This is a genomic window from Sphingomonas sp. (assembly GCF_048594985.1).
GTDB lineage: Bacteria > Pseudomonadota > Alphaproteobacteria > Sphingomonadales > Sphingomonadaceae > Sphingomonas_I.
In genome coordinates, this window is sequence record NZ_JBMDXG010000301.1 from 1 (window position 1) to 13,807 (window position 13,807).

At 68.5% G+C, this 13,807-nt stretch carries 13 protein-coding genes; 3 read left to right on the forward strand and 10 right to left on the reverse strand.

The window, feature by feature from the left end; translation table 11 throughout:
• The 6 genes from ppdK to ACOJSF_RS12280 form a co-directional block, all read right to left on the reverse strand.
• On the reverse strand, positions 1–1,939 hold a 1,939-nt coding region (gene ppdK / locus ACOJSF_RS12255), incomplete at its 3' end, for a pyruvate, phosphate dikinase (protein ID WP_420142481.1).
• A gap of 115 nt (positions 1,940–2,054) precedes the next feature.
• On the reverse strand, positions 2,055–4,490 hold the full coding sequence (glyS, locus tag ACOJSF_RS12260; protein WP_420142482.1) for a glycine--tRNA ligase subunit beta: 2,436 nt from the start codon (positions 4,488–4,490) through the stop codon (positions 2,055–2,057).
• Entirely contained in the window at positions 4,487–4,858 is a 372-nt protein-coding gene (locus tag ACOJSF_RS12265) for an endonuclease domain-containing protein (RefSeq protein WP_420142483.1), read from the reverse strand. Before ACOJSF_RS12265 ends, glyS begins: the two co-directional genes overlap by 4 nt.
• Positions 4,859–4,932: 74 nt before the next feature.
• Entirely contained in the window at positions 4,933–5,817 is an 885-nt protein-coding gene (locus tag ACOJSF_RS12270; RefSeq protein ID WP_420142484.1) for a glycine--tRNA ligase subunit alpha, read from the reverse strand.
• A 187-nt stretch (positions 5,818–6,004) separates the two neighbouring features.
• Positions 6,005–6,679 carry an orotidine-5'-phosphate decarboxylase gene (gene pyrF / locus ACOJSF_RS12275; protein ID WP_420142485.1) on the reverse strand — a complete coding sequence of 225 codons (675 nt, stop codon included), beginning with the start codon at positions 6,677–6,679 and terminating at the stop codon, positions 6,005–6,007.
• Positions 6,679–7,002 (reverse strand): hypothetical protein, encoded by a 324-nt coding sequence (locus tag ACOJSF_RS12280; protein WP_420142486.1) that lies wholly within the window; start codon positions 7,000–7,002, stop codon positions 6,679–6,681. The genes pyrF and ACOJSF_RS12280 overlap by 1 nt, the downstream gene beginning before the upstream one ends.
• Before the next feature lie 68 nt (positions 7,003–7,070).
• On the opposite strand from ACOJSF_RS12280, the gene ACOJSF_RS12285 reads away from it, so the two are divergent.
• Both ACOJSF_RS12285 and acs read left to right on the forward strand, forming a co-directional pair.
• The gene (locus ACOJSF_RS12285; RefSeq protein ID WP_420142487.1) at positions 7,071–8,087 is read left to right on the forward strand and encodes a bile acid:sodium symporter family protein; all 1,017 of its coding nucleotides are present in this window, start codon (positions 7,071–7,073) and stop codon (positions 8,085–8,087) included.
• Between the two features lie 12 nt (positions 8,088–8,099).
• Complete coding sequence (acs, locus tag ACOJSF_RS12290) at positions 8,100–10,043, forward strand: acetate--CoA ligase (protein ID WP_420142488.1); 1,944 nt, start codon at positions 8,100–8,102, stop codon at positions 10,041–10,043.
• Positions 10,044–10,100: 57 nt separating this feature from the next.
• Here the strand turns inward: acs and ACOJSF_RS12295 are convergent, their stop codons facing one another.
• The 4 genes from ACOJSF_RS12295 to mutM form a co-directional block, all read right to left on the reverse strand.
• The gene (locus ACOJSF_RS12295; RefSeq protein ID WP_420142489.1) at positions 10,101–10,397 is read right to left on the reverse strand and encodes a GIY-YIG nuclease family protein; all 297 of its coding nucleotides are present in this window, start codon (positions 10,395–10,397) and stop codon (positions 10,101–10,103) included.
• 87 nt (positions 10,398–10,484) lie between these two features.
• Positions 10,485–11,870 carry a chromosomal replication initiator protein DnaA gene (dnaA, locus tag ACOJSF_RS12300; protein WP_420142492.1) on the reverse strand — a complete coding sequence of 462 codons (1,386 nt, stop codon included), beginning with the start codon at positions 11,868–11,870 and terminating at the stop codon, positions 10,485–10,487.
• A 455-nt stretch (positions 11,871–12,325) separates the two neighbouring features.
• Positions 12,326–12,589 carry a 30S ribosomal protein S20 gene (gene rpsT / locus ACOJSF_RS12305; RefSeq protein ID WP_420142490.1) on the reverse strand — a complete coding sequence of 88 codons (264 nt, stop codon included), beginning with the start codon at positions 12,587–12,589 and terminating at the stop codon, positions 12,326–12,328.
• 90 nt (positions 12,590–12,679) lie between these two features.
• Positions 12,680–13,495, reverse strand: a complete 816-nt coding sequence (gene mutM, locus ACOJSF_RS12310; RefSeq protein ID WP_420142491.1) for a bifunctional DNA-formamidopyrimidine glycosylase/DNA-(apurinic or apyrimidinic site) lyase — start codon at positions 13,493–13,495, stop codon at positions 12,680–12,682.
• Positions 13,496–13,541: 46 nt separating this feature from the next.
• On the opposite strand from mutM, the gene ACOJSF_RS12315 reads away from it, so the two are divergent.
• Positions 13,542–13,807 (forward strand): class I SAM-dependent methyltransferase (locus tag ACOJSF_RS12315; protein ID WP_420142493.1); only part of this gene is annotated, 266 nt, incomplete at its 3' end.

Consider the following 13,807-nt stretch of genomic DNA (forward strand, 5'->3'; position numbering starts at 1 on the left):
CGCCGAGCCGCGGAACGAGCAGGCGGATCGTCACCGGCAGGCCCGCCATGATGACGAAAATGACGCCGAAGTCGGCACGCTGTTCGGGCAGCAGCCGGTCGAGCGCGGCACGGCGGCCCTTCTCGTTGTCCGCCAGGATCATCTGGCGGACGGCGACGATGCGGCCGGCGTCGAAGAACATGTGCTCGGTGCGGCAGAGGCCGATCCCCTCCGCCCCGAACTGGCGCGCGGTGCGGCAGTCGAGCGGAGTTTCGGCATTGGTGCGGACCTTGAGCCTGCGCCCCTCGTCCGCCCACAGCATCAGCGTGCCGAAATCGCCCGCCAGCTCCGGCTGGACGGTCGCGACCCGGCCCAGCATCACCTCGCCGGTCGCGCCGTCGATCGTCAGCAGGTCGCCCTCGCGCACCTCCTTGCCGCCGACGCGGAATAGCTTGGCCTTGGCATCGATCGCGAGCGCGCCGACGCCCGACACGCATGGCCGGCCCATGCCGCGCGCGACCACCGCCGCGTGGCTGGTCATGCCGCCGCGCGCCGTCAGGATGCCCTTGGCGGCGTGCATGCCGTGAATGTCCTCGGGACTGGTCTCGGTCCGGACGAGGATCACGCTCTCGCCGCCGGCGGCCTGCTTCTCGGCGGTGTCGGCGTCGAACACGACCTTGCCGGAGGCCGCGCCGGGCGAGGCGGGCAGCCCCTTGGCGATCACGTCGCGCGGCGCGGCCGGATCGAGCGTCGGGTGGAGCAGCTGGTCGAGCGCGGCCGGATCGACGCGCAGCACGGCCTCGTCCTGGCTGATCAGCCCCTCGTTCGCCATGTCGACCGCGATCTTCAGCGCGGCCTTGGCAGTGCGCTTGCCCGAGCGCGTCTGGAGCATCCAGAGCTTGCCCGCCTCGACCGTGAATTCGATGTCCTGCATGTCGCGATAATGCGTTTCGAGCAGGTCGAACACGCGCGCCAGCTCGGCATAGGTCTCCGGCATCGCCTCTTCCATCGACGCCGCCCGCGCCCCGGCCCGCTCGCGCGCGGCGCGGGTCAGATATTGCGGCGTGCGGATGCCGGCGACGACGTCCTCGCCCTGCGCGTTGATCAGGAACTCGCCATAATAAGCGCGCTCGCCGGTTGAGGGATCGCGGGTGAAGGCGACGCCGGTCGCGCTCGTCTCCCCCATGTTGCCGAACACCATCGCCTGGACGTTGACCGCCGTGCCCCAGCCGCCGGGAATGTCGTTCAAGCGGCGATAGACCTTGGCGCGATCCGACTGCCACGATCCGAACACCGCGCCGACCGCGCCCCACAGCTGGTCGTGCACGTCCTGCGGGAAGTCCCGGCCCCATTGGTCGCGGACGAGGCGCTTATAGGTGCCGACCAGCGCACGCAGATCGTCGGCGGTCAATTCGGTGTCGAGCGTGACGCCGCGATCCTCCTTGGCGATCTCCAGCGCTTCCTCGAACGCGCCATGGTCGAGTTCGAGCACGACGTCGGCATACATCTGGATGAAGCGGCGATAGCTGTCCCACGCGAAGCGATCGTCGCCCGATACCGTCGCCAGCCCCGCGACCGTCGCGTCGTTGAGGCCAAGATTGAGCACCGTGTCCATCATGCCCGGCATCGAGATGCGCGCGCCCGAGCGGACCGAGACGAGCAACGGGTCGCCCGCGTCGCCGAAGCGCTTGCCGGTCACGCCCTCGACATGCGCGATGCCCTCCGCCACTTCGGCGCGCAGGCTGTCCGGAAAGGCCCCGCCCTCGTCATAATAACGCGCGCACATCGCGGTCGAGATGGTGAAGCCCGGGGGCACGGGCAGCCCGATCAAGGCCATCTCAGCGAGATTCGCGCCCTTGCCGCCGAGTAGATTCCGGTCGCCCGAGCCGCCATCCGACACGCCGCCGCCGAAGCGGTAGACATAGCGGTCCTGATCGACGTTCACCGGCACGCTCGCCATCTCCCACTTCCCCCATCCTTGCGGTGGTGGAACGGCTAGGCGGCGAAATCGGCCCCGGCAAGGCGAACGAAATGAAGGCAAATTGCCTTTTTCGCGCGCCGGCCGGGTGGTAGCGTTACCCCTCGATGCGGGAGAAGTCGGCGACGCGATGCACCGCGCCGCGGATGCGCGCGAGCAGGCCGAGGCGCGCTGTGCGCTTGGCGGGATCGGCGTCGTTGACGGTAACGCTCTCGAAAAAGGCGTCGATCGGCCCGCGCAAGCCGGCGAGCGCGGCCATTGCGCCCTCGAAATCCTCGGCTTCGATGGCCGCCGCCGCGCGCGGCTCGGCCACGTCGAGCGCGTCAATCAGCGCCGATTCGGCGGGCTCGGGGGTGTAGCCGAGATCGTCGCTCCCGCGCAGGCGGGAGCCCATCTCTGCTCCCCCAATCGCTGCCCGCTCGCCGGAAGAGCCATGGGCCCCTGCCTCCGCAGGGGCGACGCCTTCCTTCTTGAGGATGTTGGCCGCGCGCTTGTAGCCGGCGAGCAGGTTGGCGCCGTCGTCGCCGCCCACGAACGCCTGCAACGCCTTCACCCGCGCGAGCAGGCGGACGAGATCGTCCTCCCCGCCCAGCGCGAACACCGCGTCGATCAGGTCGTGACGGACGCCCGCCTCGCGCTGCTGGACCTTGAGGCGGTCGGCGAAGAAGTCCATCAAGCTGGCAACAACTTCCTCGACCTTGAAGCTGCTGATCGGGCCGAAATCTGCCCCAGCAGGTATTTTTGGCCACCAGTCTGGTTCCAAGGCCTCTGGATGTTCGTCAGCAAGTTTCCGCAAAGGAGCAAGCACCTCGCGCTCAAACCGTGCGCGCTCCGCTAAATCCGCGATCCCGAAGACTAGCCTAGTTCCTACAAGCTCTGTCCCCAGATTGTTCACGCCTGCATTGATCGCTCGTTGCAATGGCAAGCGAAGCTGATTTTCGATAGTAAGTGCAAACATACCAAGCGACGCTCGACGTAGCGCGAACGGATCCTTGGATCCCGTGGGCTTCTCGTTAATCGCAAAAAAAGCGGCGAGCGTATCCAGCTTATCCGCCAGGCTGACCGCCACCGTCACCGGCGCGGTCGGCACGTCGTCGCCCTGGCCGACCGGCTTATAATGGTCGCGGATCGCGTCGGCGACTTGCCGGTCGAGGCCCTCGGCGCGGGCATAATAGCCGCCCATCACACCCTGGAGCTCGGGGAATTCGCCGACCATGCCGGTGACGAGGTCGGCCTTGGCCAGCCGCGCGGCCTGTTCGGCCATGTCGGCGAGGCGCGCTCTCCTGTCGTCATCCCCGCGCAGGCGGGGATCCATCTCTGTCGCGGCGGGCGGTGGCGTTTGTCCGGGAGAGACATGGGCCCCTGCCTGCGCAGGGGCGACGGAAGTGGTAGCGCCGGAGGGACTTGAACCCCCGACAATGCCCTCCTCAACCAGCCAGCGGGCGAGCTTCGCCACGCGGTCGACCTTGTCGGCGACGGTGCCGAGTTTCTCGTGGAAGACGATTTGGTCGAGCTTCTTCGCCTGATCGGCTAGCCTGACCTTGAGGTCCTGCTCCCAGAAGAATTTGGCGTCGGACAGGCGCGCGGCGAGCACCTTGCGGTTGCCCGCGACGACGCCCACGCCGCCGTCCGCCGCCGCGATGTTCGCGGTGCAGATGAAGTTGGGCGCGAGCCTGCCCTGGCCATCGACGCACGCGAAATATTTCTGGTTGGTGCGCATGGTGAGCTGGATCACCTCGCGCGGCACGTCGAGGAAGGCGGGATCGAAGTCGCCGAGCAGCGGCACCGGCCATTCGGTCAGCCCCGCATTTTCCGCCACCAGCCCGGCGTCGGGCACGACGGTCAGCCCGCGCGCCTCGGCCAGCGCGCGCGCGCCGCCCTCGATGATCCCGCGCCGCTCGGCCGGGTCGAGGATGACGTGGGCCATGCGCAGCTTGTCGGCATAGTCGGCCGCCGATCCGATCGTGATCGGGCCGGCATGGTGGAAGCGATGACCGCGCGTCGTGGCGCCGCTGACGATCCCGTCGACCTCGCACGGCACGATCTCCTCGCCGAACAAGGCGACGATGCCCTGCAGCGGGCGGACCCAGCGCAAGGCGGCGGTCGAGGCCGACGCGGTGCCCCAGCGCATCGACTTGGGCCAGGGGAAGGCGCGGATCACCGCCGGGATGGCGGCGGCGAGCACGTCGGCGGTGGCGCGGCTGGGCTTCTCGACGATCGCGAACAGGATGCCGTCACGCTCGACCAGTTGCTCGCGCACCAGCCCGGTCTTGCGCAGGAAGCCTTCGAGCGCCTGCGGCGGCGCGGAGATCTTCGGTCCCTTGGTCTCCTCGCGCACCGCCTCCGTCGCGGCGGGCAGGCCGCGCGCGATCAAGGCGAGGCGGCGCGGGGTGGCGTAGGTCTCGATCGTCGCGGCGGCGAGGCCGGCCTTGGCGATCTCCTCGCCGAACAGGCGCGCGAGATCGGCGGACGCCTTCTCCTGCATCCGCGCGGGAATTTCCTCGGACAGGAGTTCGAGCAGGAAATCGGTCATCGCGCATCCTCCCCGGCACGGGGAGGGGGACCGTCCGCAGGACGGTGGAGGGGGTTCGCGGCAGCCGCACCGATGCTGTCGGCCACGCGGTCGGCATCACTCAACACCTCGGCAGCGCTCACTCGCATAATCTCAAAGCCATTTTCACGTAGGAAGGCATCCCTGAAACGGTCGGCGGTCTGGCGATGATCGTGGGTTGCGCCGTCGACCTCGACGACCAGTCGCGCTGCGCCGCAGTAAAAATCAACGACGTACGGCCCGATCGGGTGCTGGCGTCGGAATTTGGCGCCGGCCTGTGCGCCGCGCAGGCGCTGCCACAGCAGAACCTCGGGAAGGCTCATATCCTTTCGAAGTTTTCGGGCGGTCATCGTCTCGGGACGTGGGACGTGCCGCACGCCCCCTCCACCGCCTTCGGCGGTCCCCCTCCCCGTGCCGGGGAGGATCACTGGTTCCACCCGTTATGCGCCATCCAGGCTTCGCACGCGCCCTTCGCGAGTTCGCGGACGCGGCCGATATAGGCCTGGCGTTCGGCGACCGAGATGACGCCGCGCGCCTGGAGCGTGTTGAAGACGTGGCTCGCCTTGATCGCCTGGTCGTAGGCGGGGAGCGGCAGCTTGCGCTCGATCAGCGCCTTGGCCTCGTCGGCGGCCATGGTGAACTGCTTGAACAGGTTGTCGGTGTTCGCCGCCTCGAAATTGGAGGCGCTGAACTGGCGCTCATTTTCGAGGAAGACGTCGCCGTAGCTCACGCCCTCGTCGTTGAAGGCGAGGTCGTAGACGCGGTCGACGCCCTGGATGTACATGGCGAGGCGTTCGAGGCCGTAGGTCAGCTCGCCCGCGACAGGCTTGCAGTCGAAGCCGCCGACCTGCTGGAAATAGGTGAACTGGGTCACCTCCATCCCGTCGCACCACACTTCCCAGCCGAGGCCCCACGCGCCGAGCGTCGGGCTTTCCCAATCGTCCTCGACGAAGCGGATGTCGTGGTTGCGGACGTCGATCCCGATGCGCTCCAGGCTGCCGAGATACAGCTCCTGCAGGTTCGGCGGGCTCGGCTTCAGGATCACCTGATACTGGTAATAATGGCCGAGCCGGTTGGGATTTTCGCCATAGCGGCCGTCGGTCGGGCGGCGCGACGGCTGGACATAGGCGGCCTTCCACGGGTTCGGCCCGAGCGCGCGGAGCGTCGTCGCCGGATGGAAGGTGCCCGCCCCCATTTCCATGTCATAGGGCTGAAGGATGACGCAGCCCTGCGCGCTCCAATAGTCATGGAGCGTAAGGATCAGCGACTGGAAGCTGAGCGGCTTCTGCGCGGCCAAGGGTTTCACCATTATGTTGAAAGTCGCCCGGGCTGTGGCGCAGGGGCCGGTGGCGGTCAAGGCGACACCCGTCTCGCGACCCCCGTTCGTGCTGAGCGAAGTCGAAGCACGGGCCGCGAACGGCGTCGCGTGCGGCACGCCCTTCGACTTCGCTCAGGGCGAACGGGTTAGAGCGTCACGCGGCGAACAGGTCCGGCTATCAGAGCGTCGCGGCGATCGCGCGGGCGGCGGCGTCGGGATCGTCGGCGCGCGTGATCGGGCGGCCGACGACGAGGATCGACGCGCCGTTGTCGAGCGCGGCGCGGGGCGTGATGACGCGTTTCTGGTCGCCGACCGTGCCGCCCGCCGGGCGCACGCCGGGCACGACGAAGAAGCCGTCGCGCCACGCCTTGCGCGCGGCCGCGACCTCGAACCCCGAACAGACGACGCCGTCGAGGCCCGCGTCGCGCGCGAGCGCGGTGAGCCGCTCGACCTGGCCGTGCGCGTCGCCGGGGACGCCGATCGAGGCGAGGTCGTTGCCGTCGAGGCTGGTCAGCACGGTCACCGCGACCACCCTGGTCGACGGATGCGCCGCCGCCTTGGCATCCTCCATCATCGCCCGCCCGCCGGCGGCATGGACGGTCAGCACGGCAGGCGCGAGGTCGTGCAGCGCCTGGATCGCGCTCGCCACCGTATTCGGGATGTCGTGCAGCTTGAGGTCGAGGAAGATCGGCAGGCCGACATGCGCCAGCTCGCGCACGCCCTGCTGACCGTGCGCCGAGAAGAATTCCAGGCCGAGCTTGATCCCCCCGACATGGCCGCGCACGCGGGTGGCGAGCTGCGTCGCGCGGGCAAGATCGGGCGTGTCGATCGCGACGTAGAGCGGGCTGGTCATCACCGGTCCTGGAGCGGGTCTTCGAGGGGCGCGTCGGGAATGCCGGGCGCGGGCGGCGCCTGCACCACCGGCGCGGCGGGTACGGCCGACGCCTGCGACGTCGCGATCAAGGCCGCGCGGCGATCGCGCCACCGGGCAAGGCGGTGCCAGACGTAGAGCGGGCCGAAACCGAGCAGGAAGGCCAGCGCCAGCGGCACGGGCAGCTTCGTCTGCCAGACCAGATCGCCGAACAGGTAGACCTCGGTCGGCGTCCAATTGTGCATCGCGAAGACGACCAGCACGATCGTCAGCACGATCCAGAAGAGCGTCTTCAGGAAAGCCATGGATTCACGTCTAGGGTCGAAACGATGCGATGGCCAGCGGCTTGGCACGGGGTCGCGCGATCGCACGCATGGGCGTTGGCGCGCGCGGCCGGGCCTGCCACAAGGCCGTCATGCTGCGCCGCCTGATCCCCGACCCTTTCCTGACATTGCTGATCGCGACCATATTGCTGGCGAGCCTGCTGCCCGCGCGCGGCGCGTTCGCGGTGCTGGTCCAGTGGCTTTCCGTCCTTACGATCGTGCTGCTGTTCTTCTTCCACGGCGCGCGGCTGGCGCGCGAGCAGGTGGTGGCGGGGCTGATCCACTGGCGGCTGCACCTCGTCATCTTCGCGTCGACATTCGTCCTGTTTCCGCTGTTCGGGCTGGGGCTCTCGCTCGCCTTCCCCGGCCTGCTGCCGCGCGACCTGTGGATCGGGGTGCTGTTCCTGTGCGCGCTGCCGTCGACCGTGCAGTCGGCGATCGCGTTCGTATCGATGGCGCGCGGCAACGTTCCCGCCGCGATCGCCAGCGCATCGGCCAGCCAGATGCTCGGCATCGTCATGACGCCCGTGCTCATGGGTGTGCTGGCGGGCGCGCATGGCGGCAGCGGGGGCCTGGGCGGGATCGGCAAGGTCGCGCTGCAGATCCTGGTGCCGTTCGTGGCGGGGCATCTGCTGCGCCCGTGGATCGGCGGCTGGGTCGCGCGCAACCGCAGGCTGGTCGGCATGACCGACCGATCGACCATCCTGATCGCGGTCTATGGCGCCTTTTCCGCCGCGGTGGTGGAAGGGCTGTGGGGCCGGCTGCCGCCCGCCAGCCTCGCCTTGCTGTTCGGGGTGAACGCGGTGCTGCTCGCGGCCGGGCTGGCCGCCACCTGGGCGGCGGGCCGCGCGTTCGGCTTCGCGCGCGACGACCGGATCGCGATCCTGTTTTGCGGCACGAAGAAGAGCCTGCTGCAGGGCGTGCCGATGGCGAAGGTCTTGTTTCCCGGCCCGGCGGGCGGGGTAATCCTCTTGCCGATCATGCTATTCCATCAGATGCAGCTGATGGCGTGCGCGTTCATCGCGCGCCGCTATGCCCAGCAGGACGAGGCGGCCCGAGCCGCCTAAGAGAGGAGCAGGATGAGCGACGAGGCGAAGACGATCTATCCCGTGCCCGCCGAGCTGGCGGCACACGCTCTGGTCGACGCGGACACCTATGCCGCGATGTACGCCCGCTCGCTCGCGGATCCGACCGGCTTCTGGCTCGAACAGGCGCGGCGGCTGGACTGGACGACCTTCCCGACGCGCGCCGACGAGAGCAGTTTCGCCAAGGAGGACTTCCAGGTCCGCTGGTTCGCGGACGGCGCGCTCAACGTCGCGGCCAACTGCCTCGACCGGCATCTGTCAGAACGCGGCGACCAGACCGCGATCATCTGGGAACCCGACCTCCCCAACGAACAGCCCAGGCATATCAGCTATCGCGACCTGCACGCGCAGGTGTGCCGCTTCGCCAACGTGCTCAAGGCCAACGGCGTGGCCAAGGGCGACCGTGTCACGCTCTACATGCCGATGATCCCCGAGGCGGCGGTGGCGATGCTCGCCTGCGCACGGATCGGCGCGATCCATTCGGTCGTGTTCGGCGGCTTCTCCCCCGATGCCCTCGCCGGGCGGATGGAGGATTGCGGATCGACCGTGATCGTCACCGCCGATTGCGGGCGGCGCGGCGGCAAGACCGTGCCGCTCAAGGCCAATGTCGACGAGGCGGCGGGCCATTGCCGGATCGACCGGGCGATCGTGGTGCGCGCGACCGGCGGCGACGTGGCGATGGAGGCGGGCCGCGATATCTGGTGGGACGAGGCGATGGCCGACGCCCCGGCCGACTGCCCGGCCGCGCCGATGGATGCCGAGGACCCGCTGTTCATCCTCTACACGAGCGGATCGACCGGCAAGCCCAAGGGGGTGATGCACACGACCGGCGGCTATCTGCTGTGGGCCAGCCTGACGCACGAGCTGGTGTTCGATCACCGCCCGGGCCAGATCTACTGGTGCGCGGCCGACATCGGCTGGGTCACGGGCCATTCCTACGTCGTCTACGGCCCGCTCGCCAATGGCGGGACGACCTTGATGTTCGAAGGCGTGCCCAACTGGCCCGACGCGAGCCGCATCTGGCAGGTCGTCGACCGCCACAAGGTCGAGATCCTCTACACCGCGCCGACGGCGCTGCGCGCGCTGATGCGCGACGGCGACGATTATGTGACGCGCACCAGCCGCGCGTCGCTGCGCATCCTGGGTTCGGTCGGCGAGCCGATCAATCCGGAGGCGTGGCGCTGGTATCACGACGTGGCGGGCGACGGCCGCTGCCCGATCGTCGACACGTGGTGGCAGACCGAGACGGGCGGGCACATGATCACCCCGCTGCCGGGCGCGACCGCGCTCAAGCCCGGATCGGCGGCACTGCCATTCTTCGGGGTCGAGCCCAAGCTGCTCGACAATGACGGCGCGGCGCTGGAGGGCGCGGCGGAGGGCAACCTCGTGATCGCGCGGTCGTGGCCCGGGCTGATGAGCGGGGTGTGGGGCGATCCCGAGCGCTTCTTCCAGACCTTTTTCTCGCACTTCCCCGGCGTCTACACGACCGGCGACGGCGCGCGGCGCGATGCGGACGGCTATTGGTGGATCACCGGGCGCGTGGACGACGTGATCAACGTGTCGGGCCACCGTATGGGCACGGCCGAAGTCGAAAGCGCGCTGGTGCTGCACCCGAAGGTGGCGGAGGCGGCGGTGGTCGGCATGCCGCACGACATCAAGGGCCAGGGCATCTACGCTTATGTCACGCTGAACGCGGGCGAGACGGCGTCGGACGAGCTGCGCCAAGAACTCACCAAATGGGTTCGCCACGAGATCGGACCGATCGCTTCGCCCGACGCGATCCAGTTCGCCCCCGGTTTGCCCAAGACGCGTTCGGGCAAAATCATGCGCCGCATCCTGCGCAAGGTGGCGGAGGGCGACACGTCGAACTTGGGCGATACGTCGACGCTGGCGGATCCGGGGGTGGTGGACGATCTGGTGAGAAACCGGGTGGGTTAGGAGTACAACCTTGTCACCCCGGGCCTGACCCGGGGTCCCGCTTCTTCTCGTCTGTCGTCAGGGAAGCTGGTCGGAAAGGTCCGCCCAGTCGGGATTGGCGCGCTCGATCAGGGCGAACTTCCATTCGCGCCGCCAGCGCTTCAGGCGCTTCTCGTGCGCGATGCAGTCGGTGATGGACGCGCCATTTTCCGCCCAGACCAGCCGGAACAGTCCGTAGCGGTGGCAGAAGTCGGATCCGCTGCCGTTCCGGTGTTGGAATATCCGTGAGGCAAGGTCGGCCGTCACCCCGACATACATCGTGCCGCGATAGCGATCGGCCATGATGTAGACCCAACCGCCTGCAGGTCTCGCCATGGTGGCGAGACAAGAAGAAGCGGGACCCCGGGTCAAGCCCGGGGTGACGGTGGTGTTGGTGGAGATGGCGGCACTCGCCCCCCGCCCTCACCCCTCCAGCTGGCGCATCAGCAGGCGGACGTCGCCGTCGATCTCGGCGTCCTTGATGCGGAGCGCTTCGATCGTGCGGACGGCGTGGATCACGGTGGTGTGGTCGCGCCCGCCGAAGCGGCGGCCGATTTCGGGCAGCGAGCGCTGGGTAAGCTGCTTGGCGAGATACATTGCGATCTGGCGGGGCCGGGCGACCTCCCGTGCGCGGCGGGCCGAGCCCATCTCGGCCTGGCGGATGCGGTAATGCTCGCACACCTTGCGCTGGATCTCGTCGATCGAGACGCGGCGCTGGCTGGCGCGGAGCTGCTCGGCGAGCGCCTTTTCGGCGAAGGGAATGTCGATCTTCGCATTGCTGACGTTGGCGAGCGCGATGACGCGGTTGAGCGCGCCTTCCAGCTCGCGCACCGAGGCGCTGATCCGCTTGGCGAGGAACATCGCCACCTCGTCCGACATGATGCCGGCGGGCATCGCCTCAAGCTTCTTGAGGATGATGTTGTAGCGCAGTTCGAAATCGGCGGGGTTGAGATCCGCGACCAGGCCCCACGACAGGCGCGACAGGATGCGGCTTTCGATGCCGTCGAGATTCTGCGGCGAGCAGTCGGCGCTGATGACGAGCCGGCGCCCGGCCGAGATCAGCTCGTTCATCGTGTGGAAGAATTCGCCCTGGGTCGAATCCTTGCCGGCGATGAACTGGACGTCGTCGATCATCAGCACGTCGGCGTTGCGCAGCCTTTGCTTGAAGCTGTGCACGTCCTTGGCGCGCAGCGCGCTGACGAATTCGAACATGAACTTTTCGGCCGACATGTAGACGACGTTCGCGTCGGGATGCCGGGTGCGATATTCCTTGCCGATGGCGTGCATCAGGTGGGTCTTGCCGAGCCCCACGCCGCCGTGGAGGAAGAGCGGGTTGAAGGCGAGCTTGCCGCCCTCCGCCAGCGTGCGCGACGCATTGTAGGCGAGCTCGTTCGCCTTGCCGACGACGAAATTGTCGAAGGTGAAGCGCGAGGCCATCACGTTGCCGGGTTCGTCGATCGCGGCCGGCTCGGCCTCCGCGACGGGCTCCCCCTCGGACGCGGGGGCGGGCGCCTCTACGACCATGCGCGCGGGCGCGTCGGCCGCCGCCTCGATCGCGACATGGCGCACCTGCGGCAGCATCGCGCGCCACGCGGCCGAGATCTGATCGGAAAAATGACTCTGGACCCAGGTCGCGAGGAAAGCGGAGGGCGCGGCCAGCCGCACCTCGCCCGCGTCGAGATCCCACGATTCGAGCGTCAGCGACTTCAGCCAGCCGTCGAACATCCGCTCGCCGCAGCTGCGCCGCAGGCTCGTGCGGATGCTGTCCCACGCCACCTGAACCGGTAGAGGCCCACCCCCCTCGTCCATCGCGAATCCGATGTCGACCTTATGCCTCACCCGTGTCTCTCCCGCTGTCGGATACGCCCCCAGCGTTCCGACCTATGATGACCGGACACGACTCAGCCCCCGCGCCGCGAGCCCCCTCGCGCGCGCCAGAAACGGCGTACCAGATGCATGACCCCGACCGAGAATCACCGGCCGGGCGACTGGACTTTAGGAACATCGCTTGGCGGGTTTCAAGCGCCGCCCACGTCACCTTTCTGAAATAAAGGGGCTTGACGGCGGAAGTCCGCCAAAATTTGGCGCCAGCCTCATAATTGGCTGAAAAGCGGACCTTTTTGCGCCGTCTTCATTGTGACTCGCGCATGACAGAAAAAAGAATCATGGCATTCCGGCACATTGCGCGCGGCTACGCACACGCAGCAAAAAGCCCGCCGACGCATCCGCCGGCGGGCCCTTCAAGACCGTAAAATCGGTGTTAATCAGCCGAGCGCGGCGACCGCCTTGGTCAGGCGCGCAAACTTGCGGCTGGCGGTGTTCTTGTGGAGCACGCCCTTCGACACGCCACGCTGCATTTCCGGCTGGGCAGCGGCAAGCGCGGCGGCGGCGGCATCCTTGTTGCCTTCGAGCAGCGCGCTTTCGACCTTCTTCACGAAGGTGCGGATGCGGCTGACGCGCGCGCCATTGACTTCGGCGCGACGGTTGTTGCGACGGATGCGCTTCTTGGCTTGCGGCGTGTTCGCCATGCTCGTTCTGACCTCAAGATCAAATGGGATTGCGGCGCCGGGACGACCCGCACCGTGAAGCGCGCCCTGTATAGAAGCGGGCGCGCGTCGTCAACGCTGGCACTTCGGGCACCACCAGGTCGATCGCCCGCCGTCCACCTGGCGGTGGATCACGCCCCCGTCATAGGGGCATAGCTCCCCCTCGCGCCCGTAGACGCGGAATTGCTTCGAGAAATAGCCGAGCTCGCCATCGGGGCGGGCATAATCGCGCAGGGTGGACCCGCCAGCGTCGATCGCCGCGTCGAGGACCTCCGGAATGGCCGCGACCAGCCGGCCAAGCTGCGGCCGCGTCACCGCGCCGCCCGCCTTGCGCGGATCGATTCGCGCGAGGTTCAGCGCCTCGCACACATAGATGTTGCCGAGGCCCGCGACGATCCGCTGGTCGAGCAGCAGCAGCTTGATCGCGGCGGCGCGCCCGGCGAGCCGCGCGCCGAGCGTGGCGGCGGTCAGGCCGGGGCCGAGCGGCTCTGGCCCGAGCGCGGCGAACGCCGGAAAAGCATCGAGCGCGTCGGTCGCGACGAGATCGAGCGAGCCGAACCGGCGCGGATCGTTGAGCGCGAGGCGCCGGCCCGCGTCGGTTTCGATCACCAGATGATCGTGGGCCCCAAGCGTGTCGGGATCGACGCGCCAGCGCCCTGACATGCCGAGATGGAAGATCAACGTGTCGCCGCGATCGGTATCGATCAGCCCATATTGGGCACGGCGGCGGAGCCCCGTGACGACCGCGCCAGTCAGCCGCTGGCGCAGGTCGGCGGGGATGGCGCGGCGCAGGTCGGCGCGGCGCGGCTCGACGCGGGTCAAGCGGCGCCCCTCCAGCACCGGCCGCAGCCCGCGCACGGTGGTCTCGACGTCGGGCAGTTCGGGCATGGCGAGCGCGCTAGCCGATCCCGCCCCGCGCCGCTATGGCCGCGCCATGACCGACACCGTCTCCTTCGGCTATGCCGACGTCACGCCCGAGGAAAAGACCGCGAAGGTGGGCGAGGTGTTCGCCCGCGTCGCGCGCCGCTACGACGTGATGAACGACGCGATGTCGGGCGGCATGCACCGGCTGTGGAAGGACCGCTTCGTCGAGCGGGTGAAGCCCCGCGCGGGCGAGCGCCACCTCGACATGGCGGGGGGCACGGGCGACATAGCGGTCCGCATGCACGCCCGTGGTGCGGACGTGACGGTAAGCGACAT